We start from the raw sequence: 26,024 nt of genomic DNA, 5'->3' as shown, positions 1-26,024 counted from the left end.
ACTTCATCGTGCGCAAGCTACTGTCAGCGGCGGCCGCCGCCTTTTCCGCCTATTCCGCATTCATCGCGCTGTCATACGCCGCGATCACTCCTGCCACGGCCAGTGCCGCCGAGCCGGCGCCCCTCGTCAAGATTGGCTACTGGACCAGCGGTGTGAGCCTCGGCTATGGCTCGGTCCTGGAAGCCAAGGATTTTCTCGCCAAACGTGGCGTGCGCGCCGAGTTTGTTCACTTTCCCGACGTGAACGCGCCGCTGCGGGCGCTGGCATCGGGATCCATTGATCTCGCGTTCGGCGCACCTGTAGCCGGCGTGTTCGGCACCGCTGCATCGGGCGTGCCCATCCGCATCTTTGCCGCAACACAACCCGCCGATGTGCAGTTCGTCGTACCGAAGGATTCACCGATCCAGTCGATCCGCGAGCTCAAGGGCAAGAAAGTAGGCATGTCGCCCGCCGGCTCCTCGGTCGCGGTGATTGCAGGCGCCGTCCTGGCCGGCAACTATCAGATCAAGAGCAGCGATTTCGCGCTCGTTGGTGGCAACGAATCCCGCCTGGCGCAGTTCCTGGTGCAGAAGCAGGTGGATGCGGCGGCGCTGCGCTCGGTCACCGTGGAGCAGCTCGGCGACGAACTGCCGGTGCGCAAGCTGGGCACGTTCGCCTCCGAGTGGAAGACGCTGACCCAGTCCGACGCCGTGCCCTATATCGGCGTGGGCGCCGCCCGCTCGGATCTGGTCGACAACCATCCCGAGGTCGTAGCGCGCGTGATCGCCGCATTGCGCGACACCCTGGCCTGGGGTAACGCCAATCGCAACGAAGTCGTGCAGATCCTGCAGAAGAAGGCCAACCTGCCGGCCGACGATGCCAAGGTCTATGTGAGCCACTGGAACGACATGAACCGCGTGGCCTTTGAGCCGGCGGACATCGCCACGCTGCGTCGCCAACACGCTGTGTTCGTCGAGTCCGGCCTGGTCAAGGGCGACCTCAAGGAAGACCTGTTTGCCCGCAAGCCGTACGAGCAGGCCAAGGCGATCAAGTAAGCCCGCCTGCCCGATCCCTAATTCTCTCAGCTTCCCTTCCCCCAAGGAATCCATCGTGACCCAATCCATGCAAGCGCTGGTGCTCGACGCACACGGCACTCTCGAAGAACAACTGCGCGTCGTCGCGGATAAGCCCGTACCGAAGGCCGACGAAGGCCACGTCGTGATCCGGGTAGGCGCGTCGTCCTTCAACTATCACGACGTCTTCACCGTACACGGCATGCCGGGCATCAAGGTGCCGTTCCCGGTCGTGATCGGCCTGGACCTGGCAGGCACGATCACCGAATTGGGTGCCGGCGTCACCGGCTGGAAGGTCGGCGATCGCGTACTGGTGAACCCGCTGAAGCCCGGCGTGGGCCTGATGGGCGAGATGACCGATGGCGGCATGGCCGAGTTTGCGCGCGTGGATGCGCGCCAGCTGATCGCCCTGCCCGAGAACGTCACGTTCGCGCAAGCCGCAGCGCTGCCAGTGGCCTACGGCACGGCACATCGGATGCTGATCACCCACCAGACCGTCAAGGCCGGTGACAAAGTACTGGTGCTTGGCGCCAGCGGCGGCGTGGGCACGGCGACGGTGCTGCTGGCAAAAATGCTGGGCGCTGAAGTCATTGCCGCGGCGGGCTCGGACGAGAAGGGCGAACGCCTCAAGGCGATCGGTGCCGACCACATCATCAACTATCGCGACGTCGACTTCGGCAAGTGGGTCATCGAGCGGTACGGTAAGCCGCAGCGCCGCACGTTTGAGGGCGGCGTGGATGTCATCGTCAATTTCACGGGTGGCGATACCTGGCTGCCCTCGATCAAGAGCCTGAAGCGCGGCGGCACGCTGCTCGTCTGCGGCGCCACGGCCGGCCATGATCCCAAGGAAGATCTGCGCTACGTCTGGAGCTTCGAGCTGAACATCAAGGGGTCGAACAGCTTCTACGACGACAACCTCAAGGCTCTGCTGGCCCTAGTTGCCGAAGGCAAGCTCGATCCGGTGATCGACAGCGTGCTGCCGCTCGACCAGGCCGCCAAAGGGCTGGCGCTGATCCGCGACCGCGCTGTGCTGGGCAAGGTCGTGGTGACGCCATAGGCCATCACCGTTTCCCCCCTCGCACATTCTTCCCTACCGATATCGAACGCTGAACATGACCCAGACCACTGCCCTCCCCTCCGCCGCCGACGTGCAAGCTCGACTGCTGCGCGGCCCCTATCACCAATGGCTCGGCCTGCAGGTCGCGTCCGTCGCCGAAGGCGAGATCACGCTGACAGCGAAGTTTCGCGACGAATGGATCGTCAACCCTGACGGCGGCTACATTCATGGCGGCATCCTGGCTGCGCTGGTCGACCTTGGCGCCGACTGGGCGCTGGTATCGCACACCGGCAAGGGCGTGCCTACGGTGGACCTGCGCGTGGACTACCATCGCCCGGCGCGCGGCGATCTCAAGGTTGTCGGCACCGTCATCAAGACCGGCCGCCTGGTAAGTGTGGCCGAAGCCAACGTCTACGACGCTGAAGACCGCCTGGTCGCCAGCGGCCGCGGCGTCTACGCCACCCCTGCGCAGGCCTGACGCATCATGGCAGCTGAAGCGCACGCGGCTGGTGGCCGCAATCTCGGCAGCGTGATTGTTCGCGATGCCGACCCCGCCAAGCTGGCCATCGTCGGCATCAGTGCCAACGGTGAGGCCGCCCGGTATACGTTTGGCGACATCGACGCCGCCGCCGACGCCGTTGCGCGGGGCCTGCTCCGGCGTGGCCTGGCGCAGGGCGACCGCATCGCGCTGCTTGGCGTGAATTCGGTCGACTACGTGGTGTCGCTGCTCGGCATCATGCGCGCCGGGCTAGTTGCGGTGCCGGTGAACTTCAAGCTGCCCCAGCCATTGGTCGACTATATCGTCGCCGACAGCGGCGCAAAGCTTGTGCTGTGCGACAAGGCGCACCATGCGCAGGTGCCGACAGGCGCGCCGGCCGTCGTGTTCGGTTCGCCCGAGCACGATGCCCTGCGCGCGACGCATGGCGATACCGCCTCCGGCACCTTCCCCGATGCCTCCCCCTTTGCGCCGTACGCGCCCGCCGATGACGACCTGGCACTGCTGCTCTATACCTCCGGTTCCACGGGGCGCCCTAAGGGGGTACGCCTGAGCCACGCCAGCCATCTCTGGGTGGTGCAGGCACGCCAGGCCAGCACGCCGCTGGCCAACGAGCGCGTGCTGATTGCCGCGCCGCTGTACCACATGAACGCGCTGGCGCTGATCCTGCTGGCGTTGGCCTGCCACGCGCCATCGGTGCTGCTACCCCAGTTCCAGGCCGGTGCCTATATCGATGCCATCGGACGCTACCAGTGCACGTGGCTGACGGCCGTGCCGCCGATGATTGCCATGATGCTGCGCGAGCATGACCTGCTGGCACGCACCGACCTGAGCAGCGTGCGGGCGGTACGCATGGGGTCCGCGCCGGTCAGCCCCGCGCTAAAGGCACAGATCCATCAACTGCTGCCCAATGCGCGCGTCATCAACGCCTATGGCACCACCGAGGGTGGCCCCGTGGTGTTCGGCCCGCATCCGGATGGACTGCCCACGCCAGCGCAATCGGTCGGCTATCCGCATCCCGCCGTAGCGGTGCGGCTGGTCGACGAGCAGGGCGGGGAGTCCGACGAAGGCGTGCTTGAGCTACGCAGCCCCGGGCTGATGCTTGGCTACCACGGGCGCGCGGATTTGCGACCTTTTACCGATGACGGCTACTACATCACCGGCGACGTATTCCGCCGCGATGCCGAGGGCTTCTACACCTTCGTGGGCCGGCGCGACGACATGTTCGTCAGTGGCGGCGAAAACCTCTATCCGGGCGAGATCGAGAAAGCGCTGGAGCGGCACGCGGCCGTGCAGCAGGCCAGCGTCGTGCCGGTGCCTGACGAGATCAAGGGCACCAAGCCGGTGGCTTTCGTGGTGCTGCGCGAGGGCATCGCACCGCCTACCGAACACGCGCTGCGCGAATGGTCGCTGACGCAACTGGCCGCCTATCAGCATCCGCGGCGGATCTGGTACGTCGATGCGCTGCCGCTGGCCGCCACGCAGAAGATCGACCGGCGCGCCCTGGCAGATCAGGCCTTGCGCCTGTTGGCGCCGTAAAGACTCACTCAACCCCACCCGATCGCAATCCGCAGGAGTTTATGATGTTGTTCCGCAAGCCGGCGCGCGCCGGCGCCACCCCCGCCGCGTTCGCCAAATTCGCCGCATTCGTCGCGCTCGGCACCTCCACGCTGTTCGCGACCTCGGCCTACGCGCTCGATGAAGTCACGGTGGCCCTGGCCATTCCGCCCGCCGTCCATGACGGTGCACCTTACGCCGCCGCCGAAGCACTCGGTCTGTTCAAGGACGCCAACCTCAGCGTCAAGACGATCGTCTTCCAGGGCGCCGGCGCCCTGCTGCCCCAAGTGGCGGGCAAGCGCGTGACGTTTGGCTACCCGACTTCCGAGCCGGTCATCGCGAGCTACTTTTCGGGCAAGGATCCGCTGCCACTGCGCTATTTCTATAACGGGGTGCCCGGCAACACGATGGAGTTTGCCGTGCTCGCCGACTCCCCGATCCGCACCCTGGCCGACCTCAAGGACAAGCAGATTGGCGTGGGTGCGCTGACATGGGGCACGATTCCGGGCGGACGCGCGGCGCTGCGTATTGCAGGACTGGAGCCGGGCAAGAACGTCGAGTATGTGGCCGTTGGCGCGCTCGGGGCGGGATTCCAGGCGCTGCGCACCCATCGCATCGATGCGCTGAACTTCAACAGCAGCTGGGACGATCTGCTCGAGTTTTCCGGCACCAAGATCCGCCGCATCGCCTATCCGGCGGTGTTCCAGGAGACCGCCGGCAACGGCTTCATTGCACACGTCGACACCCTGCGCGACCAGCCCGATCTGGTGCGCCGCTTCGGCCGTGCCTACACCCAGGCGCAGATCGTTTGCGAAGCAAATCCCGCATTCTGCGTCAAGGCGTTCTGGCAGCAACATCCGGAATCCAGGCCGGCCGGCGACGAAGCCAAGCAACTTGCCGAAGCATCCGAACTGCTGACACGCCGCCTGAAGCGCGTGCTGTACACGCCGTCTGGGGCACCTCGCATACCGGGGCAATACGATCTGCCTGCCATCCAGCGCGGCATCGAAGCCATGGCCAAGGCCGGGGAGTACCCCAGCGCCGAGGTGCCGCTGCAAAAGATCTTCTCGAACGAGTTTGTCCCCGCGTTCAGCGACTTCGATCGCGCCGCGCTGATTCGTCGCGCAAAGGCGGCCCAATGACCCGGCCCCTTCACGCACGGATCGACATCACCCCGGCTGACGCGCTGGTCGATGTGCCACGCGAGATTACGCTGCGCGGATTCAACGGTGGGGAAAGGGTGACGCTGACCGCCACCTTGAATCATCCGGACGGCAGCCAGTGGGAGAGCCACGCGGTGCTCACAGCCGATGCCGACGGCACGGTCGCCGTCGGGGATACGGCGCCTGCCAGCGGAGGCTGGATCGTCGCCGATGCCACGGCACCGGTCTGGGCCATGCAGAGGCTGCGCGCGCCGACGCGGCCTGCATGGAGCGAAGGCGTCGCACCGCTCGACGTTACGCTGACGGCCACCGGTCAATATGGCGCACAGGCGCGCGGGCAGTACACACTTCGCTTCCTGGCACCGGGCGTCACGCATCGGCCGGTGAGCGAAGCCGGGCTCAGCGGCACGCTCTATACCCCGGCTGGTCCCGGCCCGCATCCAGCGGTGCTGGTGCTGGCGGGTTCGGGCGGCGGCATGCACGAACAACGCGCCGCGCTGTACGCCGCGCACGGCTACTCGGCACTGGCCCTTGGCTATTTCAAGGCGCCCGGCCGGCCGGACTATATCGACGACACCCCACTCGAATACTTCGACACCGCGCTACGCTGGATGCACGAACGTCTGGCACCCCAGCACGGGTTCGTCGCGGTATCCGGCGTGTCGCGCGGCGGCGAACTGGTACTGCTGCTGGCGTCGCATTTTCCTGCGCTGGTATCGGCCGTCGTGGCCTACGTGCCCAGTGCCGTGGTGCATGGCACGCTACGCGCGGGCCATCCCGACAAGCCCCGCGATGCCACCGCCTGGACATGGCGCGGCGAGCCGTTGCCCAACGTCTGGCGCGACAACCCAGACGCCGACTGGCATGCGTTCGATCATCCGCCTGCCCTCGGCGAACCGTTGCGCCAAGCGGCCGCATTTCATACGCCACTGCGCAATGCCCAGGCCGTGGCACGCGCCCGCATCCCCGTGGAGAACATCGAGGGGCCGGTGCTCCTGATTTCGGGCACCGATGACGGCTTCTGGCCGTCCACGCTCTACAGCGATCAGGTTGCCGACGTGCTGCGCCAGCGCAAGAACGGCGCGCCCGTCGAGCACTGGCGCGGCGAGGGCGCCGGGCATGCGATCGGCGTGCCGCAGTTGCCTGCGACGCTGATCGCCAAGCCACACCCCGTGGCAGGTCTGCTGCTCGACGGCGGCGGCACCGCACAGGCCAATGCCCGGGCCAGCGCCGCCTCGTGGGCCCGCGTGGTTGATTTCCTTGCCGACGCGGTGCAACGGTCGGCGAGCAGCGTTGCCGGCAGGGCTACCGCGTCATGAGCGCCGCCCTGTCGATACGCGGCGTGGGCCTGACCTACCCCACGCGCGCCGGGCAAACCGAGGCGTTGGAAGATGTCGATGTGGACATTGGCGAAGGCGAGTTCGTCGCCCTGCTTGGCCCGTCGGGCTGCGGGAAATCCACGCTGTTGCGCCTGGCCGCCGGCTTGCTCGCACCGACCCGTGGACGGATCGCGCTAAATGGGCACCCGATCAACGGGCCAAGCCGCAGCAGCGGCGTGGTGTTTCAAAAGCCAAGCCTGCTGCCGTGGAAGACCGTGCGCGAGAACGTCCTGCTGCCCGCGCGCACCCAGGGGCTGGACCTTGCCCGCGCAAAGGCACGGGCGGACCAGTTGCTGGAGCTGGTGGGCCTCACGGCATTTGCCGGCAACTATCCGTTCGAGTTGTCGGGCGGTATGCAGCAACGGGTCGGTATTGCGCGCATGCTGCTGCCCGACCCCGCCCTGCTGCTGATGGACGAACCCTTTGCGGCACTGGACGCGTTGTCGCGCGAAACCCTGACCTTTGCCCTGCAGGACATCTGGAGCGTCCAGCGCAAGTCCGTGCTGTTCATCACCCATAGCATTCCGGAGGCCGTGTTCCTGGCCGATCGGATTCTGGTCATGTCGCCGCGCCCTGGCCGCATTGTGGAGTCGCTGCACAACCCGCTGGCGCGCCCACGCAGCGTCGACACGTTCGATGATCCCGAATTCACCGCGCTGACCCAGCGCCTGCGGAGACATTTCAATGCCCACTGACACCGTGGCCCGGCGTCTGCCCGCCCCGCTCTACCCTGCCATCAGCGTCGGCCTGCTGCTGCTCGCCTGGGATCAGGCCGTGCGGTGGCTGCAGATTCCCGACTACCTGCTGCCGCCACCAGAAGCGGTGTTCCGTTCACTCGCGGACGGCTTCCTTACCGGCACCCTGTGGCCGCATATCGGCGCCACGCTACTTAACACGGTGGCGGCCTTCGCGGTGGGCAGCGTGCTGGCCGTGGCGCTCGGGGCGCTGCTGGCGGAGTCCGAGACCTTCGAGCGCTTTGTTTACCCCCTGCTCGTTGGCCTTCAGGCCACCCCAAAGGTGGCGCTAGGGCCCATCCTGCTGGTCTGGTTTGGCTTCGGCGCGGCATCGAAGATCGTGCTGGTGGCCCTGGTCTGCTTTTTTCCGCTGTTCGTCAACACAATCAACGGCATCCGGCGCACGGACCCCGAGCTGCTGGAAGCTTGCCGCGCCTTCAGCGCGTCGCGCGGCTTCCTGCTATGGCACGTGAAGTTGCCGGCTGCGCTGGGGGACATCTTCTCGGGCCTGCAGATCGGCGTATCGCTGGCGCTGATTGGCGCCGTGGTGGGCGAATTCCTGTCGGCACAACGAGGGCTCGGCTTTCTGATTGCCTCGTCGTCGGTCAGCATGAGCCTGGCCACGATGTTCGCCGGCGTCCTGCTCCTGGCGGTCACTGGCCTGGCGGGCGTCGAAACTGTACGCGCGATCCATAAGAGGGTCGTCTTCTGGCATCCCATGTTACGGGGCCGATAGACTGGGGCCGATGGAACGGGACCAATAGAACGCCTCTTACTCGGGGGCGCCTCAATGTTCAGCATGCACGGCACGATGCAGCTAATCTGGTAGTGCACCAAGGCCGTCCGTCCCTTGCCCGTCGGCGTCCCGAAACGGGATCTCGCCCAAGTCATGGAACGGCGCCAGGCACTAAGCCGATCGCGCAGGTTCAGTTCCTCGGATGAGCCGCACACCCGGCCGGCGTAAGTATCGCGTGACGCTCAACCTCGGCTGCTGCTTCCTAGACTCCACAGCGTCTCCGACCGGCTACCCGTGCGGCAATATGCGAGGACGGGCTTTGGCAAGTCGGCCAACAACAATTCGAAGGCTGCCGCTTCATTCAAGGTGATACGACCCGACTCCATGGGCATGTAGTGCGCGACCATTCCAAGTGAGTGGGCAACTTCTGCGATGTCTGCGAATGCTGTCTGATCTGCCGATTCTCCATCGTGCCGGTTACAGACAATGGAACGAAAACCGTTCGTATGTGCGACCCGCACGTCTGCGCCGTCTATCTGTGCCGCGACACCCAGATCATTCGACAGATGCTTGATCTGCAATGCCTCCGGACTCATTCTCGCCTCCTGGCAGCTTTCGATGGCACGGTGGAAGCATTCCACTGCAAAATCCACATCAGCCTCCGTCGTGAAGCGCCCAAGACTCAGCCGAACAGTGCGTTGCGCGGCGTCTTCAGCGAGGCCAAGGCCGGTGAGCACGTGAGACACCTTGCCAGCCGCCGAATTGCAGGCAGACGTCGAGGAAATCGCGATATCGTCGGTCAGCATGGACGGGAGAAAATTGGGCAACACCACCGTCAGACTCAGCGTGTGCGGGATCCGGTCTGCGCGACTGGCGTTCTGGGTGACGACGCCCGACGCGCGCACACCGTTCAGCAAGCGCTCGCTCAGTTGGGCGATGCGCTGGTTGTCCGACGTCATTTCGCTGCACGCCAATTCACAAGCCATGCCCATCCCGACAATCTGGTGCGTGGGAAGTGTTCCAGACCTCAAACCCTGTTCATGTCCGCCGCCGTGCATCTGGCAAGCAATACGCGGCGCGACCTCGCGGCTCACATAGAGCGCGCCAATGCCTTTCGGGCCATAAAACTTGTGTGCGGACAGGGACAACAGGTCAATGCCCATCGCCTTGACATCAATCTCAGTCTTTCCTGCCGCTTGGGCTGCATCCACGTGCAGCAGCGCGCCAGCGGCGTGCACAACCCGCGAGATCTCAGCAATGTTGGTGAGGGTCCCGAGTTCATTGTTGACCATCATCAACGAAACGAGGCCTGTGGAATGGCTGCAGGCCGCTTCGACGGCAGCCAGGGAGATTTCGCCTGAGGGGTTAGGCGCGAGGTAGGTCACTGAAACGCCAAGTCGCTCGAGGTGTTGCGCCGTATCCAGAATCGCCTTGTGCTCGAGCTTGCTGGTCACAAGATGGCGGCGGCTCTGCTCGTCCTCGAAGAAACCCTTCAGCGCCAAGTTGTTCGACTCGGTCGCACCTGACGTCCAGACAATCTCGGACGGGTCTGCGCCAATGAGTCCCGCAACCTGGGCTCGCGCTTGCTCGACGAGGTCCTTGGCTTTTAGCCCTGCAGCGTGAGAGTTCGATGCAGGGTTCCCGAAGACGCCGGAGACTCCCATGCAGTGAAACATCGCCTCCATAACACGCGGGTCGGCTGGCGTTGTGGCGGCGTAATCGAAGTAGCGGGGGGCGTCCGTGCGCATTGTTCCATTCATCCTTGCGAAGAGGAGAAATGCTACGACGAATGCTTTAGAACTTACTTCTAAGTCTCACCCCAAGATGGGAAGAGAGTAGTATGCATTTCTAGTTTTCTGCTATTTCTTAGAATCTTATTCTATCCGCCTGGCGGAACCGGCGCCCAGATCGGCTACGCCGATGCGACAACATGCGTAGAAACGGGCTAGGAGGGACCGATGATCTACTTCATCCGAGATTGTGCGCGCCGCACTGAGAGCGCTACACCAACTTACCCCTGCGAATACTGAACTGGCATGAGTCCGCGATGACACGGTGAGGATCCGATAAATCGTCGACAGCTTGCTCGGAGGTGCCTGGGCAGTTAGTCGCAACCCGTTTGTGGAAGTGTTCGTATGGCTTACGCGTTCAATTCACCGACACACATGCACCGATCGCCGCGTTGGCCAGAGAGTATTTTTTTGTCGCCATTGCAAGCACTGCCGCAAGCGCTTTGATGTTCTCCACAACGATATTGGCCTTCTTGGTCGCATCGTTTATAGCCAGATCAAGATCGCCTCCCGGCGCCCCCGCAATGTATGCCGTGGGGCTTGCATGACCGGTACTGTCGTTGGCGGCGTCTGCGCCGGTGGCTGCCCCAACGCACCCGCTGCTTGCGCATAGGTAATAGATGCACCCTCGGCAGTAGCGCATGCTTGCTTATCAATCGTATTAAAGGCTGAAGCTACCAATGTCAGACATCCCCGCTTCCGAAGGCGCGCGTCTGAACTTCTATTTCGGCAGCATTGCCGGTGTGCTTGTCGAAGCCACGGCTTCTCGCAACATCAACAACTCGGTACGCAGTATCGAGGTGGTCTGTGGAAGTTTTTCGATCTCAGTAATGGCGTGTGGCCGAGCGAGCCGTGTGGGCGGTGGAGGTGTTGCCAATGAAGCAAAGGCCGAGGATCTATCCCACGGCAACTGATCGGACGCGGGCTCAAATCGAGTCTCATTGCTTAGGGCCGCGGACGCTGTACGCCTACCTATCGAAGGGCGGTGAAAGCTTCACGCGCAATTTGATCGCAGCCGGGCTCTGCTCGTCAGAGCCTTCTTCCACTCAACCGCTCGACAGGTGGCGGACGACCATCGGCAGATAAATAAAAAACTACGCCCCTCTCATGGAGGGGTGGATTTGCATCGCATAAATCACACGATATCCGTATCATATCCTTTGCACACTTTCAGTGCCTTGGGCGAGGATTGCCCTCGCAAAAAGAATCAAAAACGGAATCGGTTGTGGAAGCACTCGGGTCGTTAAGCACGCTGCATCGGGCGTGCCGCAAAGGCGCATCGCGCCACTCTTCGTCTCCGCCTTCTGGCGGACAGATCTTCCACTGGATCTCACCTAAAGGGATCCAGTCCTGGTGCACGCCACCCATTCACTGAAGATCAAAAAATGAATTTTCTTGAAAAGCCAGCTCGACTGGCTGTGATAGCGCTCGCCCTTACGGTGGCCGCATGCAGTGACAAGGCGGCAGAAAACCCACCAGCAGCCGAAGCGAGCGCCCCGTCTGTCTCTGTCAAGGCAGGCGACGCGTCTGTCGAAACCAGCGACTCCGGCACTGTCGTACGTGCTGGCGACGTTTCTGTATCCATCACCAATACCAAATGATCCCCGTCATGAATGCATTCCGTAAGACGCTGCTGGCAACGGCCACTGCAGCCGCGCTGGCCACACCGGCCGCACAGGCCATGGACATCGAGGCACGTGGCGTGGGGACCGTCAAGATTACCGATGATCTGGCGTCCGTTCGTACGTCCGCGCTCAGGCAGGCCAAGCGAAATGCGGTACTGGCCGCGCTGGACAAGGTGGTTGGTGCCGGCACCAGCAAGAGCGCGGACGTACAGGCCAAACTAGATGACCTCGTGATCCAGGTGGGAGAAGAATCGTTCTACAGCCCCGTTCCCAGTTCCGTGGATGGGCAGTACCAGGTCAGCATCACCCTGCGCATGGACGACAAGGCGCTGCGGACGCAGATCAGCGATCTTGGCCTGGCATTGAACACCACCACAACGCGCAGCCAGCCCATCCTGGTGATGATGGACGAATTCTTCACCACGCCCACCAACCTGCGTGCACCGTTGGAAGAGCTGACAGAATTCAGGCATGAGGAAGGCAGCAGCTACAACGAGAAGGAAGCCGCCTCCAGCTCGAAGAAGGCGGCCTACGCTGCAAGCAGCAACTCGGCCTACGCATCGAAGGAGCAGGCCGCCTATGCCGTGAAGGAAAGCGCGGCAGGCCGGGTGAGCGCGGCCCGGGACACCCAGGTAGCCGGTGCCGCGCGTGACGGATATGGTGGCCAGGCCGCCGTGGCCGGCCGCGACAGCGCCCGCTACGATGCCGCCAGTGCCAGCAGCCGGCAGGCGGCCGGCGCAGCCTCGCGTCAGGTTGCCGCAGCCAGCAGCAGCAATGTCGCCGCAGCCTCCTCGTCGCAGTCGGCATACGCGCATAACGTCAGCGCCGAGGACCACAACAACACGTACTTCCGCAAGTTGGTCAAGTACCAGCCCCAGAACACGGGACCGGACAAGAAGAACTACACCTATAACGAGTTGAAGGGTCAGCTGGGCGATCTCGATATCAAGGTAATCGACAACGCTCTGTTCAAGAGCAAGTATTTCGGCAACCGCGCCATCACGCTGGACCAATTGGAAAACGGCGCCGAACTGGCCAAATACACGGAGTTCGCGCGCCAGGAAGCCACCGCCGACTACCTCATGATCGGCTCGTCAGTCATTTATGACGTGGGCGTGGACAAGAACTCGGGCCAGCCGGCATGCACGGGCGTAGCCAGTACGAAAACGTTCTCCACCAAGACCGGTGAAGATATCGGATCGGCAACGCAGTCCGAGGCAGCCATCGGTATCTCGTCAGACGATTGCCGCGCCAAGCTCGCGGGCAAGCTTGCTGCAAGCCTTGGCAACCAGGTCGGCAAGCGCATTCAGGACTTCGTCAAGCGTCGCACGATGTACGGCGCCGAGTATGTGATCCGCCTGACCGGCGGCACGCTGACCTTGATGAATCGTACGGCGTTCAACCAGGCACTGAAGAACGTGCCAGGCCTGGAAAAGGCAACGCAGCGCCAAGCCGGCACTGACAAGCTGGAAGTCGTGGCGACCTATCGTGGCACCGACCCACTTGACCAGGCCGTGGCCATGGCGCTCGGCAGCAACCCGATGTTTGGTGGTCTGGACTCGATGGTCGACGGCAACATCGTCACGCTCTGCATGAACGGTTGCACCAAGACCAAAGCCGCTCGCTGACATGCGCAAGACGATCCTGACAATCACCGCCGCCGCTGCCCTGACGGCCTGCGGTAGCGCGGCCGCAGCCGCTGGCGTAGGCCTGTACGTCGTACCGGGCATTTTCTTTGATGATGCCGGCGCTGGCGCTGGCAGCAGCAAGATCGATCCCGCATTTCGTCCCGCGCTGGACATGAAGCAGAGCGTGGCGAAGTTGCAGGAACACGCTCAGGCGCATTTCAAGGCCCTCGCGCCAACCATCGACAGCAAGAACAGGCTGCGCACCCTGGCCTTGTCGGTCCAGGTCACGCGCGCGTCGCGCTACCAGATCGACAAGTCGGATGGCACCACGGACATCTACCTGCCGTTGACGCTGAGCCTGTACTTCAGCAATCCGATGACCGGCGAAGTACTGCAGTCGTTCAGCCAGACGCGCTATGACGTGATGACCGTCACGCGCGCATCAGGCAAGGCAGCCATCGACGCCGGCGTTGCCAATGCCTACCGCAACGGCTTTGTGACGTTGCTGGACACGATGCTGGCCGGCGCTGCCCGCCAGTTCAATCCATACGTCGTGGAAACACGCGTTGTCGATACGTGGCGCGGTTTTGTGATTCTGGACCGCGGCTACCGTGCCGGCATCGGCAAGGGCGACGTCATGAACGACGGCGTAAGCGAAATCCGCGTGGAACACGCCGGCGCCGACTACGCAGTGGCCGTGCCGGTTCTGGGCGCGCCCAAGGATGGCGCGGTGTTCAGCCGTGCAGGCACGATGGCGCTGTCCGATGTGAAGAAGCCCCGCGTGCTGGCACTGGTCAGCGACGGCAACGATGACTTGTCAAACGCCGTCAGCACGCAGCTGTTCACCGACAAGCTCGGCAGCGGTGCACCATTTGCCACTCTGCCCCTGAACGGTAACTTCAGCCAGGTGCAGGCGTCGATTGACAGCAATACCAGTATTGGCCACGAAGTGAGCGGCAAGCGCGCCCTGCCCGACTACTTCATCCGCATGGTGGTACCGCCTGCGCGCCAATACGCGCTGCCCACCAATCTGACCTACAAAACGCTGCAGAGCTACCAGGCGTGGGCGTTCGCGGAACTCCTGTCGCGCGATGGACGAGTGCTCTACGCGGCGGACGTCACGCAGCGCATCGACGACACCGTTACCGACAAGGCTGGCTTCAACGCCGCCGACCGCCGGGAAGTGGTACTCAAGAATGCGCTGAACGACCTCGCTGACCGGTTCAGCAAGGAAGTCCGTTTTCAGCCGCTGACGCTGAAGGTAGTAGCAACCACTGCCGACACCTTCCAGGTTGAGGATGCCGCCGGGGCGCTTCAGTCCGGCGACACCATCCGCGTCTATCACGGCATCGGCAAGCCGGGCCCACTGACCGAGGAAGCCCTGGTCCCAACCTGGGAGGCCACCGTCGTCAGCCGCGACGGCGCCCGGGTGACTGCATCGCCCGTGCTGCCGATTGCCGGCAAACCACCGCGTCCCGAATCGGGCGACGTTGTACTGGCTGACAGCGTGGCCAACGCAAACGGCGGCGGCCAGCGCATGGCGTACTGCCCCGCAGAGAAAAGCCAGGTCGGCACCGTAACGCTGGACCGCTTCAACCTGCTGGCCTACGCAGGCGCGGCATCAGCCAAGGTCGTCATGATCAACCCGGCGCTTGCGGATCTGGTCAAGGGGCGCGTCGGCGGCCAGTCGGGCTTTGCCCGCGATCTGGCACTGAGGCCCGGCACCTATGACCGTTGCATCGAAGCGCTCTACCGGATCGATCCGCGCGATCGCAAGTGCGAGGACGGACTGTGCGCACAAGGCTACAACGTGCGGCTGGCCTATCGCCAGCGCGCCGGCGGCAACGTGGTGGGACAGGCCATCCTGGAGCACGGCTTTGTCTCAAACGGCTTTCCCACCACAGCTGATACCACCAACGTGAACGCCCTACAAGCCATGGACCTCGACCGGGATACGCGCACGAGCCTGGACGGCGTCATGAAACAAATGCTGAACCCCAACTGAAGGAAATTTCAACGATGAAGAAGACCTCCCTCGCATTGGCTGCCCTGGTAGGCGGCACGCTGTTCCTGTCGGCCCCGGCCGCCATGGCTTTCGGCCTGGGCAACATCACCTCGGCCATTCCGGGCGCGGGCGGTGCATCCGCCTCGGCCGTTTCCGCTGGCGACATCGACGCGTTCATCCAGACTGCCAATGATGCAAACCAGATGATCGGCACATCGTCGGCACACATTTTCAAGGCCCTGGCCAGCAAGGAAGAAATCGAAGCGCTGGAAGCGCGCATGAAGGCGGCCAACGCCATCGCCGACCCCGCTGAAAAGGCTGCCGAGATCAGCAAGATCAAGAGCGACGAAGCCACGGCCGTCCAGAAGGCATTGGCCAGCAAGGAAGGCGAAGCCAAGCTGGGCGCCATGAACAAGGCCCAGATGGCTTCGTTTGGCAACGCCGCCTTCACGTTCATGCTGGGTGTTCTTAAAGACAAGCAACTGGCCGACGGCAGCACAGCCCTGGTGTCGGGCGTCGCTTCGAACCCTACCCTGGTCACGCGCCTCGGCGCACTGAAGGATGTCGCATCGTCGGTCACCTCGCAGGTTGCCAACACCGCCAAGATCGGCGAAGGTCTGGTCAAGCTCGCCAAGGCCGGCAAGATCACTGCGTTGCCCACGTCGGCCTCCGAAAAGCCGAAGAAGGTCGACGAGATCTAAGTATCTAGTCGCACGTCTCTCGTTTCATAAGAAAGCATGGCTCGTCTCGTATGAGCCATGCTTTTTTTCTTGATTGCTGGGGGCTCCAGCGGGATCCCAGAGCTGAGCGGCGATGTTGGGCGGCACGCAATTTATGTTAAAGGTGAGGCGCAGGTCGGAAATCTTGTCCCGCAACGGAAATCCTCAAAGTATGTTCCGACCCGCACGCCAGGGGCTGCTGAGCACGGCGGCAAGTAGCTGACGGCCGCCTGGAAGACTGGCCGCGACCCTACCCATTTAAATGTGCTGCTGGCCACCGTTGGGTAGTCATGGGCTACCTTGATGGCCTCCGCTAATCAATCACGCAATCCGTCCGGCGAATAACCGCTTACGTTTATCCCCAGGCCCTTCGTGAAGTGAGTACTGGGTTCAGATTTCGGCAACGGCTCGTTCTAGGTTGTGGTGATTGTGCTCTTGCGTGGCGATGTTGGTGATCTTTCCAGCCTGCAACGTCACCACACGGTCCGCCAAATGAAAATACCGGTCGTCGTGCGAGATGACGACCAGCAGGTGCCCCCGGTCGCGCAGTTCTGGCAGCAGCTCTGTGTAGAACAGGTGTCGGAACGCCGGATCCTGGTCGGCCGCCCACTCGTCGAAGACAAGTACAGGCCGCCCTTCCAGGTAGGCATGCACCAGCGCCAGGCGCTTGCGCTGCCCGGTGGAAAGGTCCAGCGTGCTGAACGCACCGTCCTTGATATCGACCTTGTGCGCGATCTCCAGGCGCTCCAGGTAAGGGCGTGCCGCCTCGGGGAGCCGTTCGTGCCCCGTGCCCTGGCCCGCCAGGTCCTCGAATAGGTAGAAATCGGAAAACACCGTCGTGAACAGTTGTCGGTAATCATCCCGGGTGGCGGCGGAAAGCGGCACGCCATCGCGCAGCAGTTCACCGCCGTGCGGGGCATACAGCCCCAGCAGCAACTTGATCAGCGTGGTCTTGCCCGATCCGTTGTCGCCCACCACGAACACCAGTTCCGCCGGCCGCAGGGTCAGGTTGACAGGACCCAGCGTGAACGGCGTGGCGCCTTCTGCCGTCTCGAACCGGTAGGTCACGTCGCGCAGTTCGATGGACTGCGCCAGCCGGGCATCGGTGGGCGGCTGCTCCAGCGACAGGTGCGGTTCCGGATTGGCAAAACGGCGCGACAGGTCCGCGATGCGACCAAAGGCCACCCTGGCGCGGCCCACGCTCGGCAACGCGCTGACAATCTGGTCCACCGGCCCTTTCAGGTACAGCAGCACCAGCACAAAGCCGCTCAGGATCTCGGGTTCGACATGGTGCAGCGCCGCCCAACCAAGGATGGCGGCGATCAGCAGGAAATACAGCGCGGAGCCAAACGCGGTGGCCAGCACATAGGTGTTGATGGCGCTCCGGTTGGTGTCGCGGATCGCATCTACCGTCGATTCGATCTGGTCGGTCAGGATGCGCAGCCGGCGGCCGCGATGCATGCGCAGTTCCTTCGCGCCTTCGCTGATGCCGCGATAGGCCTTGTGCAATTGTTCCTCGTAGTCGCGCGACTTCCAGAACCCCGCCACGCCGCGCGCCTGCGCCATGGTCTGGATGGCGCCGCCAACCAGCAGCATCACCACCAGCAGGCAGAACAGCGGCAGCGACAGCCAGGCCAGGTATCCCAGGCAACCCAGCGCCACGGACAACGCAATCACGGTGGCCGATAGCGAGAACGCCACGTCGCTGATCATATCCACGTCCTGCGTCAGCACTGGCATCAGGCGGTGCGTGCGGTAGCGCTCCAGCGCGTCGATGGGTGCCGACAGGATCTTGCGGGCCAGCCGCTTGCGCACCGTCGCCACCAGCTTCTGGCCCACGTAGTTCGTGGAAATGTCGGACGTGGCACGCCCGACCAGCGCGATGGCACACAGTCCGACGAAGATCAGCAGCAGACCGCCGGCCATGCCGCCGGGCCGGTTCAGCACCTGGTTGATCGTGGAAAGCAGCGCCACGGTGGCCAGGCCGGCGCCCACGCCGGTCACGGCCGACAGCGCCATCCACGGCAGGAAGGGCCGGAACAGGCTGGCCGCCTCGGAAACGGGCTTGCCGGAAGAGTCAGGAGTGCGATGGGATGCCATGTCGTTCGTAGCGGGTGGACACGCCGGAGCGTGGAAAGCGTGGAAAGCGTGGGGAACGCGGGAAGCACGGCATCGGCGTCATGGTTGCTGACGATCCCGGGCCGCCGGTCTTGCGACGCGGAGCGGGCGAACGCGCCCCCTCACGGCGCGCTGTAAGCATCGGGTCGCACGGCGGCACCTCGCGTGGCGGCACTGGCGCGCGAGCGCCGCTTGCGCAGCCAGATCACCACGCCGGTCACCGAGAGCATCGCCACCACAAGCCCCATGGCGGAAATTAGGATCCGACCGGGCAGTCCCAGGATGCGGCCCGAATGCAGGGGAAACTGCATCTGCAGGAAGATGTCCGCTGCCGTGCCCTTCCATGGCAGCTTGTCGCCCACCAGATGGCCGCCCTGCCCGTCCAGGTACAACGAGGCCGGCCCCACGCCGGCTGCGCCATGGTCATCGCCCGGATGGAAGAAACTCACGCCATACACGCCGTAGTCGGGTGAATAGAAGATGCTGCCGGCCGGTGCCTCCCAGCCGCGCCGCGCCGCTTCCTCGCGCGCGCTGGTCAGTGCCGCCTCGAAGCCGATGGCGGGCTCGATCGGATCGAGCTTGCCCGTGGCAGGCAACCGGTCGAAGGGCGTCGGGGTCACATCGGAGACCAGCGACATGGCCGGATGGAACACCTCGCGGTACAGGTTCAGCGAGAACGCCGTGAACGCCAGCAGGAACAGGAGCCCCCACACCCACAGGCCGAATGCGCGATGCAGGTCGAAGTTGAGCTTGTAGGCGCCGCTGCCGGTGCGGATCTTCCATGCCGGCTGCCAGCGCTGCCACCACCCCTTCTCCGGGCGCGCGACAGAGGCAGATGCCGTGGCCGCCTGCGGCGCATCCCGCGTCGCGCGCCGCACCGGCAGCGTCAGGTAGAAGCCCACGAAGCAGTCAAACACCCAGATCATCGCAATGCCGCCCAGCAACCAGACGCCCCAACGGTCGATCCCCCACATCTCGGGCATGTGCAGGCTGTAATGCAGCTTGTACAGGAACGGCACCAGATTCTCGCGCGTGAGCGAGATGGCGCCCCACTCGCGGCGCCCCAGTTCGGCACCGGTCGCGGGGTCCAGGAAGAGCTGGTTGTAGCCGATGTCGTGCAGCCGCCGGTTCGCGGCATCCACGCGCGGCTCCACGCCGAAGCCCAGCGATTCGCCAGGCTCGGCGGACAGCGGCACGAAGGTCACGCGCACGCGCGGGTCGGCGGCCTCCACGCGCCGCGCCAGTTCGAGCGACGGGATCGGCGCGCCCGTGGCGCGCGCCTCGGTCAGGTGGCCGTTGAGCCAGTCGTCGATCTCGTGGTCCCAGGAAATCACGGCCCCGGTCAAGCCCGTGACGAACAGGAAGCCGGCCGTGGTCAGCCCCAGCCAGCGGTGTATCAGTGTCCAGAACTTGCGCATGCGGATATCGGGTTCAATGGGCGGTTCATTGGGGGGGCGATTCAGTGGGCGCGCCTGGGCGTGCCCGGGGTCATGTCCAGCACCAGCCGCTGGTAGTCACGATCCGCGCGGATCGCGGCCTCGGTGAACGGCACGTCCACCCACTGGCGTTGCGAGAACAACTCGGTCTGGTCGGCCGCATGGGGTGATGCGAGATTGGCGGACTGCGAGAACGTCAGCAGCGTCCTGGCGTGCGGGCCATTGCTCCCGAACGACACCACCTGGATGTAGCTCGATCCGCTGAACACCTCGCGCCGGCCCGGCCCGCTTGGCCGGCTTTCAATCACGTTGTACACGCCCAGCTCGCCGCGCCCGCCGTGGATTGGAATCGCCCGGTCCCCTCGGGTAGCCACCTGCACGGCGCCCCAGCGGGCGTCGGGTGCCACGCCCTGGTCGCGCACGGCCTTGCCTGCCGCAGACAGCGCCGCCAGCAGCGCCTGGCGCGCCTCTGGAGATGCCAGGGCCAGCCCGCGCGGCGTGGTCAGCGGCTGACGCGGATCGAACGGCACAGCCCACGGCGAAGGCAGCTGGTTCACGCGGTCCATGAACGCCTCGAAATACAGGTATCCCGCACTGCTGCCGATGCCCGCGGTCCGGTCCCAGCCCGCCAGCGCCTGGCACGCGGTGATGGCATCGGCATCGGCACCATCACCGGCCTGGCGGCATAGCGCGAGCACGTCGTCCAGCACCAAGTCCGCCGCGTAGGCCCTGTCGTCCATGACCAAGCTGGCGAGATCGTCCGCACCGATGCGCTGGCCGGCACGCTGGCCGATCCAGTCCAGCACGCGCCGTGCGCGCAGGCCAAGCGGCACGTCCTGCCGGCTCACCACGCCCGGGAAGCCCGTGAGCGGGCTGGCCGGGTTGGCCAGCCATGCCGAGTCGTTGGCGTTCTGCACGAAATCCGTACGGCGCAATACCGGCAGATTGCTGGCGGCAACGATGCCCGGTGCCGGAGCGCCGGCATCCCGGCCCCATGCGCAGGCTTGCCGGCTGCCGTCGAGCACGCGAACCGGCCCGGCACCGTCGCCCATGCCGCAGGCGGACCAGCGGCGCCCATCCACGTTGGGAATGACCGATACGTTCATGTACAGCGCCTGGGCATTGGCGCCGGCATCGCCCACGGCCAGCGTGTTCACCCAGGGGATGCCAAGCGTCTTGCCGATCGTCGCCTGGAACGCATCGAGGCTGCGCGCCTGCGCCATCGCGTGCCATTGAGCGAGCACGCGCGTGTTGTCGAGATTGGCATCCCGGATGGCAAACGCCGCGTCCTGTGTCCAGCCAAACCGCCCCGGCCAGTTCAGCACCGGCCCGTAGCGCGTCTCGAAGAACGCATGGCTGCGCATGATCACCTTGCCGTCCGGCCCCTTGACCGGCACCGCCACCGTGATGCGGCGCATCGGCTCGCGCTTGCCGTCGACCAGATAGGCCGTCGGGTCATGCGGATCCAGCTGCAGCCGGTACAGCGTGAAGTGCGCCGACGCATCGACGGTATGCGTCCAGGCCACATGCCGCGTGAAGCCAATATTGACCACCGGCAGCCCCGGCAAGGCGGCGCCCATCACATCGAGCCGGCCCGGAATGGTCAGGTGCATCTGATAGAACCGCAGCGTGCCGGACCACGGGAAATGCGGATTGCCAAGCAGCAGGCCGCGCCCGTTGGCGCTCAGTGCGCCGCCCACCGCCATGGCGTTGCTGCCACGCCGGGCCACGTAGCGGGCATGGGCGTCGGCCAGCCGTGCATCGGCGGCGGTGGCCTCGGCAGGATCGATGGCGGACACCGTACCGGGCTTGCCACCCTCGGCCACAGGTGGCGCCGCGCCCACCACGGCTTGCGCGAATGGCGCCACACCCCCTTCGATCAGCAGCCGGCGCGTCAGCCGCGCGAGGTCGCGATCCGTGATCGGGCGCAGCCATGCCTGCCCGCCGCACGGGGCGGGCAAGGCGCTGACGGCCGTGTCGGCCAGGTAGCGGTTGTAGCCGTCAGCATAGCCCCGCATCAGGTCTCGCACCGGCGCCGGCTGGGCGGCCAGGAAGGCGTCCACGGCAGCATTCTGGTTGAGCCAGCGGAAGAATGCGTCGCTCTGCAGGTTCGGCATGCCGGCGGCCCCTTCGGCTTGCGGGCCGAAATGCAGGCTGCGTTCGCCATTCACCGTGGTGACATCGTCAGCCAGCAGGCACAGATTGTCCTGTGCATAGGCGTAGCCGATGCCATAGCCCAGACCGCGTTCCGACGCGGCGCGGATATGGGGAATACCGTAGGCGGTGCGGCGGATTTCGGTCTGCGTTGCGGACTGTGTGGCGGACTGCGGCGTGCGCGCCCAGGCCGCGGTATGCAGGACAGCGCCGGCGGCCACCAGAGCGGCCAGCAGTCGGGGAACACGGTAGGCGATACGGGCTATCATCTTCGATTCAAGGGGTTCGGGACTCAGGAAACAGCGGCGGTGGCACCGGCCGTGCCCTGGGCGGCGCTTGCCGCGATGCGGGCCACGGCCGCCTGCGCCGAGCGCGCTGCGCCTTCCTGCCAGCCGGACAGGTAGCTCAGGTGATCGCCGGCAAAATGCACGCGCCCCTGCGGGGCGTTGAGCAACGTGTAGGCGGGCAGCAGTTCGGCATTCCAGTTCGCCCACGCGCCCGCGCTGAAGCGCTGCCGGTGCCATGCGATCGACAGCGGCGTCCGCAGTTGCGCGGATTGCCCGGGATGCAGCCGCTCCACCGCGGCGCGCGACGCGGCAAACTGTTCGGCCAGCGGCAACGCCGTCAGCCGCTCGGCGGCGTCGCCGTCGGTATAGCCGGCCACCAGCACGCCGCTGGCACCGTGGAAACCGTGACTCGGATACCAGACGCGGCGGATATCGTCATCGAGATACGACATGCCGCCATAGATGCCGGCGGTGCGCTCCCAGAAACGTGGCGCGGACCACGCAATCTTCAGCGCCGCGTCGTAGGGCACGCTGGCAATCGCGCGCCGGCACCCATCGGTGAAGTTGGCGTCGCAACGAGCCAGCAGCGGCAACGGCGTGGTCACCACCGCGTGGTCGGCATGCAGCGTGCGTGCCGACCACGCCGGCCCATCGCGCCATGCCAGTGTCACGCCACGTTCATCGGTGCGGATGCCGGTGACCTCCGCACCCAGCCGGATTGCACCGCGCAGCCGCGCGGCAAATGCGTCGGTCAGCCGATCCATGCCGCCCACGGGCTGGAACATCGTGGCCTGCCACTCGTAGGTCTCGTCGGCGGCCAGCGGCGCCCAGATGGCAGGGTTCAGGAAGGCGGACAACGGAAGCGTGGGCGGCAGCGTACCCGCATCGTTGCCCGCACCAGGCGGCACCGCAAAGCCAGACCGCGTGGTACCTGCGAAATGGCCGTTGGCGTCCAGATCCCCGAAGCTGCGCAGGAAATCGAGCAACTGTCGCTGTTCCCCGGCAGACAACTCCGCATCGAGCGCCCCCTGCCGCGTGCTCTTGGCAAGCAGCTCCGCCACATGGCCGCGCGCATCGTTGACCACGCGCCGCATTGCCACGGGGGCCTGGTGCCCCTGCTGGAAGCGGGCGCTGCGCGCGCTGTTGACCAGCACCTCCAGCGGCACGCCGAGCGTGCGGCAGTAGTCCATCATCACCGTATGGTGCGCCGGCAGCCTGCCGGCACCCGCGTTCAGGTACAGGCTGCCTTCGAACTGCGCCTGCTGGGCCGGCAGGCCGTCAGCTTCGCAGCGCGCGCCGCGCCGCATGGTCCACACCCGGCCGCCGATGCGCTCGCGCGCCTCCAGCACGGTCACGTCAAATCCCGCCCCGCGCAGCTCGTAGGCCGCCACCAGCCCGGCCACGCCTGCGCCGACCACGGCCACCCGCTGGCCACGCCCCACGTTACCGGCGCGCGGCAGCGTAGGCGCCGGCGTGCCGTGGTCGTCCAGCCCCAGCAGCCGCGTGGCACCCATGGCAGCCTCGTAGCCACCGGCGCCGGCTAGCGCCACGATAAACTGCCGTCGCGTCGCGCCCATCGGCCTCACCGTCGCTGGGCCATGCCGTAGCCGTGCGCCGCCGGACGCGCCACACTCGCGCCAGGCACGCGCACCTGGCCGCCAGCCGCCCCATTCCCCAGTGCGTCGTACAGCGCGGCGGCGATCTCCGCCGCGCGCGCCGGCAGCACGGAGAGCAGCGTATCGCTCAGGCCGTGGCTGGCCTGGCAGAAGCCCTGCAGGAACACCGGTGCGCGTAGCGCATCGTCCGTGCGGATGCGGTACTCGCGGTCCACCTCGCCTTCGCCCAGGTACGCGGCCAATGGCGCCAGCAGGCGGTGATGCGACTCCCGCCGGTAGCCGGTGGCCAGCACCACGGCATCGTAGCGGCGCGTTTCGGTAGCGCCGTCGTCGCTGGCGTTCACACTGCCCAGTACCAGCTCGATGCCGCCGCGCGAATCCTGCGCGGCGAGCACGGTCTTGTCGGTCAGCAGTGCGGCGCGGAACTGCCCCGATACCTTCTGCTTGTAGAGCAGCGCATAGATGTGCTCGATCAGCTCGGCATCGATGACCGAGTAGTTCGTGTTCAGGTAGGAAGCGATCAGCCGGTCCCGGTCTGCCTGCGCCTGCTCGAACACCAGGTCGGTATAGGCGGGCGCGAATATCTCATTGACGAACGGGCTGTCGTCGGCCGGCTTGAGCGCGGCGCCACGGATGATCATGTCGACGCGCACCGACGGATAGTTGTCGTGCAGGTCGGCGAACGCCTCGGCGGCGCTCTGTCCCGCCCCGATCACCGCAATGCGCATCGGCGCGCCCTGCTGGCACGGCTGGCTGCCGATCCAGCGCAGGTAGCGCGAGTGATGGCACAGCCGAGAATGGTTGCCGAGCCGCGCAAACGACTCCGGCACATGCGGCGTGCCGCCCGAGCTCAACACCACCGAGCGCGCCAGGTGGGTAGTCTCGCGCCCGTCGGCATCGGCGGACACCACGCGCAGCAGGTCCACCGGGCCGTGCGCGGTGGCCGGCTCTACGCGCAGCACCTCCGTGCCCAGCGTGCACTGGTCGGCAAAATGGCCGGCCACCCAGCGCAGGTAATCGTCGTATTCGAGCCGGCTCGGATAGAACGTGCGCAGGTTGATGAAGTCCACCAGGCGACCATGCCGGTGCAGGTAGTTGACGAAGCTGTACGGGCTGGTGGGATTGCGCAGCGACACGAGGTCCTTCAGGAACGAGATCTGCATCTCGCTCTGCTTGACCAGCGTTTCGCCGTGCCAGTGGTAGTCGGGCTGCCGCTCTAGGAACCTCGCGGACAGCGCGTGGCCATTGGCGGCCTGTTCTTCCAGCGCGATAGCCAGCGCAAGGTTCGACGGGCCGAAGCCGATGCCGATCACATCCTGCACGGCGGTCGTTGGAGAGCGTTGCGTCATGGTGTCGATCATGGGCAAGAAGGCAAGTGAATGGGAGGACGCGTCAGGCAGCGGCGCGTGGCAGCAGCAGGTGTTCGCCAAAGAACGTCTCGCGCAGCAGCATCACCAGCACCGCGCGCTTGTGCGGGAAATCGAAGGTCTTGATGCGGGCAAAGCCGGCCTTGTCGAGGTTGGCCAACTGCCGCACATGGTCGGCGCGCGGCTCGCCCACCACGCGTTGCGTGCGGGGATCGTCCAGGAACTGGAAGTGCTGGATCGAGGGGAACCATGCCGTGAGGAACGACTTGCCACGGAACGCCGGTTCGCCGATCAGCACGTGCCACCCGCGGTCGTGATCGTGTGCGTCGTAGAACGGCGCGATACGGTTTTCCCTGGCCCAGTACAGCTCGAAGTAGCCGAACGGCTCGTCGTCGAACGACGCGATCAGCGGCAGCATGTGCGGATCGTCGACCAGCCCCTGCAGGTAGGCGCGGTGCTTCGCCTCATCGCCGGCCTCCTGCCAGAAGGCATCGACGTCCGGATCGTTCATCCAGCGGTGCAGCAGCGGCAGGTCGCTCGCCACCGTGGCGGCGCGCAGCGTGAGCGTGCGGCCCAGCCACGGGATATGGCGCGCATACACCACGCCCTGTGGCTTGGGCGGCCGGACCGGATGCCGTTTGCCACCGCTGAGCGTGTAGCGGACGGGATAGCCAGCCGACGGGGCGGCGCACCATAGCTCTGCCACCTGCCACAGCATGTCGGCATGTGCGGCGATGCCCGCCGGCCCTGCCAGCGCGGCGCCGCTCGCCAGCACCGCGGCCTCCACGCGCGCCGATTCCAGGTGCAGTGGCACCGGGGCGCGCGCGGCGCCCTGCGCGAACAACGCGTCGAGTGCGGCCAGCGTCGCCAGTCGATGGTCGTCTTCGTGGCCAGTATGGCCATCGACGTCGGGCCACTCCCGGATGCGTAGCGCCCCGTCGAACGTGAAGCGCGCCAGCACGCTGCCGGCTCGCCGTACCGTCACCACACCATCATGCAGACTGGTGTCGAGCGGGCCGCCCGCCGTAGCGGCGAACGAGCGGAATGAATCAAATGCTGGCACTGCCTGATGGGTATCGCGCACTGGCCTCTCCCGATGGTCCGT

Annotated in this window: 20 protein-coding genes; 13 read left to right on the top strand and 7 right to left on the bottom strand. The window is 65.3% G+C overall.

Translation table 11 applies throughout. The features are described from left to right. Positions 1 to 8: 8 nt before the first annotated feature. From CYJ10_RS11225 to CYJ10_RS11190, 8 genes are all read left to right on the top strand, one after another. A complete protein-coding gene (locus CYJ10_RS11225) occupies positions 9 to 1,034 on the top strand; it encodes an ABC transporter substrate-binding protein (RefSeq protein WP_101681598.1) in 1,026 nt (341 codons plus the stop codon). A gap of 67 nt (positions 1,035 to 1,101) precedes the next feature. Then, positions 1,102 to 2,109, top strand: coding sequence for a zinc-binding dehydrogenase (locus tag CYJ10_RS11220; RefSeq protein ID WP_180862918.1), 1,008 nt, complete (start codon positions 1,102 to 1,104; stop codon positions 2,107 to 2,109). Positions 2,110 to 2,164: 55 nt separating this feature from the next. After that, positions 2,165 to 2,587 (top strand): PaaI family thioesterase, encoded by a 423-nt coding sequence (locus CYJ10_RS11215; RefSeq protein WP_101681596.1) that lies wholly within the window; start codon positions 2,165 to 2,167, stop codon positions 2,585 to 2,587. 6 nt (positions 2,588 to 2,593) lie between these two features. Beyond that, a complete protein-coding gene (locus CYJ10_RS11210; protein WP_101681595.1) occupies positions 2,594 to 4,144 on the top strand; it encodes a class I adenylate-forming enzyme family protein in 1,551 nt (516 codons plus the stop codon). A gap of 44 nt (positions 4,145 to 4,188) precedes the next feature. After that, on the top strand, positions 4,189 to 5,304 hold the full coding sequence (locus CYJ10_RS11205) for an ABC transporter substrate-binding protein (RefSeq protein WP_101681594.1): 1,116 nt from the start codon (positions 4,189 to 4,191) through the stop codon (positions 5,302 to 5,304). Further along, entirely contained in the window at positions 5,301 to 6,644 is a 1,344-nt protein-coding gene (locus CYJ10_RS11200; RefSeq protein WP_101681593.1) for an acyl-CoA thioester hydrolase/BAAT C-terminal domain-containing protein, read from the top strand. The genes CYJ10_RS11205 and CYJ10_RS11200 overlap by 4 nt, the downstream gene beginning before the upstream one ends. Then, entirely contained in the window at positions 6,641 to 7,399 is a 759-nt protein-coding gene (locus CYJ10_RS11195) for an ABC transporter ATP-binding protein (RefSeq protein ID WP_101681592.1), read from the top strand. The genes CYJ10_RS11200 and CYJ10_RS11195 overlap by 4 nt, the downstream gene beginning before the upstream one ends. Beyond that, the gene (locus tag CYJ10_RS11190; protein ID WP_101681591.1) at positions 7,389 to 8,174 is read left to right on the top strand and encodes an ABC transporter permease; all 786 of its coding nucleotides are present in this window, start codon (positions 7,389 to 7,391) and stop codon (positions 8,172 to 8,174) included. The genes CYJ10_RS11195 and CYJ10_RS11190 overlap by 11 nt, the downstream gene beginning before the upstream one ends. A gap of 242 nt (positions 8,175 to 8,416) precedes the next feature. Here the strand turns inward: CYJ10_RS11190 and CYJ10_RS11185 are convergent, their stop codons facing one another. Next, entirely contained in the window at positions 8,417 to 9,922 is a 1,506-nt protein-coding gene (locus CYJ10_RS11185; protein WP_101681590.1) for an aminotransferase class V-fold PLP-dependent enzyme, read from the bottom strand. A 722-nt stretch (positions 9,923 to 10,644) separates the two neighbouring features. On the opposite strand from CYJ10_RS11185, the gene CYJ10_RS33685 reads away from it, so the two are divergent. The 5 genes from CYJ10_RS33685 to CYJ10_RS11165 all read left to right on the top strand — a co-directional run bounded on the left by CYJ10_RS33685 (position 10,645) and on the right by CYJ10_RS11165 (position 15,923). Then, positions 10,645 to 10,878 (top strand): hypothetical protein, encoded by a 234-nt coding sequence (locus tag CYJ10_RS33685; RefSeq protein WP_146002014.1) that lies wholly within the window; start codon positions 10,645 to 10,647, stop codon positions 10,876 to 10,878. Positions 10,879 to 11,349: 471 nt separating this feature from the next. Next, positions 11,350 to 11,565, top strand: a complete 216-nt coding sequence (locus tag CYJ10_RS33680) for a hypothetical protein (RefSeq protein ID WP_146002013.1) — start codon at positions 11,350 to 11,352, stop codon at positions 11,563 to 11,565. Between the two features lie 8 nt (positions 11,566 to 11,573). Beyond that, on the top strand, positions 11,574 to 13,217 hold the full coding sequence (locus tag CYJ10_RS11175; protein ID WP_101681835.1) for a hypothetical protein: 1,644 nt from the start codon (positions 11,574 to 11,576) through the stop codon (positions 13,215 to 13,217). A gap of 1 nt (position 13,218) precedes the next feature. Then, positions 13,219 to 15,222, top strand: a complete 2,004-nt coding sequence (locus tag CYJ10_RS11170) for a hypothetical protein (RefSeq protein WP_101681588.1) — start codon at positions 13,219 to 13,221, stop codon at positions 15,220 to 15,222. Between the two features lie 14 nt (positions 15,223 to 15,236). Next, positions 15,237 to 15,923: a hypothetical protein gene (locus tag CYJ10_RS11165; RefSeq protein ID WP_101681587.1), complete on the top strand. Its 687-nt coding sequence runs from the start codon at positions 15,237 to 15,239 to the stop codon at positions 15,921 to 15,923. Positions 15,924 to 16,331: 408 nt separating this feature from the next. On the opposite strand, the gene CYJ10_RS11160 is transcribed toward CYJ10_RS11165, so the two are convergent. The 6 genes from CYJ10_RS11160 to CYJ10_RS11135 all read right to left on the bottom strand — a co-directional run bounded on the left by CYJ10_RS11160 (position 16,332) and on the right by CYJ10_RS11135 (position 26,003). Beyond that, on the bottom strand, positions 16,332 to 18,041 hold the full coding sequence (locus tag CYJ10_RS11160; RefSeq protein WP_101681586.1) for a cyclic peptide export ABC transporter: 1,710 nt from the start codon (positions 18,039 to 18,041) through the stop codon (positions 16,332 to 16,334). Between the two features lie 140 nt (positions 18,042 to 18,181). Beyond that, positions 18,182 to 19,477 (bottom strand): PepSY-associated TM helix domain-containing protein, encoded by a 1,296-nt coding sequence (locus CYJ10_RS11155; protein WP_101681585.1) that lies wholly within the window; start codon positions 19,475 to 19,477, stop codon positions 18,182 to 18,184. 41 nt (positions 19,478 to 19,518) lie between these two features. Next, on the bottom strand, positions 19,519 to 21,918 hold the full coding sequence (pvdQ, locus tag CYJ10_RS11150; RefSeq protein ID WP_101681584.1) for a bifunctional acylase PvdQ: 2,400 nt from the start codon (positions 21,916 to 21,918) through the stop codon (positions 19,519 to 19,521). Between the two features lie 23 nt (positions 21,919 to 21,941). Further along, entirely contained in the window at positions 21,942 to 23,513 is a 1,572-nt protein-coding gene (locus tag CYJ10_RS11145) for a flavin monoamine oxidase family protein (RefSeq protein ID WP_308302968.1), read from the bottom strand. A 5-nt stretch (positions 23,514 to 23,518) separates the two neighbouring features. Next, complete coding sequence (locus CYJ10_RS11140) at positions 23,519 to 24,901, bottom strand: lysine N(6)-hydroxylase/L-ornithine N(5)-oxygenase family protein (protein WP_101681833.1); 1,383 nt, start codon at positions 24,899 to 24,901, stop codon at positions 23,519 to 23,521. A 43-nt stretch (positions 24,902 to 24,944) separates the two neighbouring features. Then, the gene (locus tag CYJ10_RS11135; protein ID WP_257993250.1) at positions 24,945 to 26,003 is read right to left on the bottom strand and encodes a GNAT family N-acetyltransferase; all 1,059 of its coding nucleotides are present in this window, start codon (positions 26,001 to 26,003) and stop codon (positions 24,945 to 24,947) included. Positions 26,004 to 26,024: the final 21 nt, after the last annotated feature.

The organism is Cupriavidus pauculus (assembly GCF_002858765.1).
Classification (GTDB): domain Bacteria; phylum Pseudomonadota; class Gammaproteobacteria; order Burkholderiales; family Burkholderiaceae; genus Cupriavidus; species Cupriavidus pauculus_B.
The sequence above is the reverse complement of the archived record's forward strand: the minus strand, read 5'-3'. Positions and strand labels throughout refer to the sequence as shown.

Coding starts and splice junctions, on each gene's coding strand:
- CYJ10_RS11220 (WP_180862918.1), top strand. CDS start 1,102: ATGCAAGCGCTGGTGCTCGACGCACACGGCACTCTCGAAGAACAACTG.
- CYJ10_RS11215 (WP_101681596.1), top strand. CDS start 2,165: ATGACCCAGACCACTGCCCTCCCCTCCGCCGCCGACGTGCAAGCTCGA.
- CYJ10_RS11210 (WP_101681595.1), top strand. CDS start 2,594: ATGGCAGCTGAAGCGCACGCGGCTGGTGGCCGCAATCTCGGCAGCGTG.
- CYJ10_RS11205 (WP_101681594.1), top strand. CDS start 4,189: ATGTTGTTCCGCAAGCCGGCGCGCGCCGGCGCCACCCCCGCCGCGTTC.
- CYJ10_RS11200 (WP_101681593.1), top strand. CDS start 5,301: ATGACCCGGCCCCTTCACGCACGGATCGACATCACCCCGGCTGACGCG.
- CYJ10_RS11195 (WP_101681592.1), top strand. CDS start 6,641: ATGAGCGCCGCCCTGTCGATACGCGGCGTGGGCCTGACCTACCCCACG.
- CYJ10_RS11190 (WP_101681591.1), top strand. CDS start 7,389: ATGCCCACTGACACCGTGGCCCGGCGTCTGCCCGCCCCGCTCTACCCT.
- CYJ10_RS11185 (WP_101681590.1), bottom strand. CDS start 9,922: ATGCGCACGGACGCCCCCCGCTACTTCGATTACGCCGCCACAACGCCA.
- CYJ10_RS33685 (WP_146002014.1), top strand. CDS start 10,645: ATGTCAGACATCCCCGCTTCCGAAGGCGCGCGTCTGAACTTCTATTTC.
- CYJ10_RS33680 (WP_146002013.1), top strand. CDS start 11,350: ATGAATTTTCTTGAAAAGCCAGCTCGACTGGCTGTGATAGCGCTCGCC.
- CYJ10_RS11175 (WP_101681835.1), top strand. CDS start 11,574: ATGAATGCATTCCGTAAGACGCTGCTGGCAACGGCCACTGCAGCCGCG.
- CYJ10_RS11170 (WP_101681588.1), top strand. CDS start 13,219: ATGCGCAAGACGATCCTGACAATCACCGCCGCCGCTGCCCTGACGGCC.
- CYJ10_RS11165 (WP_101681587.1), top strand. CDS start 15,237: ATGAAGAAGACCTCCCTCGCATTGGCTGCCCTGGTAGGCGGCACGCTG.
- CYJ10_RS11160 (WP_101681586.1), bottom strand. CDS start 18,041: ATGGCATCCCATCGCACTCCTGACTCTTCCGGCAAGCCCGTTTCCGAG.
- CYJ10_RS11155 (WP_101681585.1), bottom strand. CDS start 19,477: ATGCGCAAGTTCTGGACACTGATACACCGCTGGCTGGGGCTGACCACG.
- pvdQ (WP_101681584.1), bottom strand. CDS start 21,918: ATGATAGCCCGTATCGCCTACCGTGTTCCCCGACTGCTGGCCGCTCTG.
- CYJ10_RS11145 (WP_308302968.1), bottom strand. CDS start 23,513: ATGGGCGCGACGCGACGGCAGTTTATCGTGGCGCTAGCCGGCGCCGGT.
- CYJ10_RS11140 (WP_101681833.1), bottom strand. CDS start 24,901: ATGACGCAACGCTCTCCAACGACCGCCGTGCAGGATGTGATCGGCATC.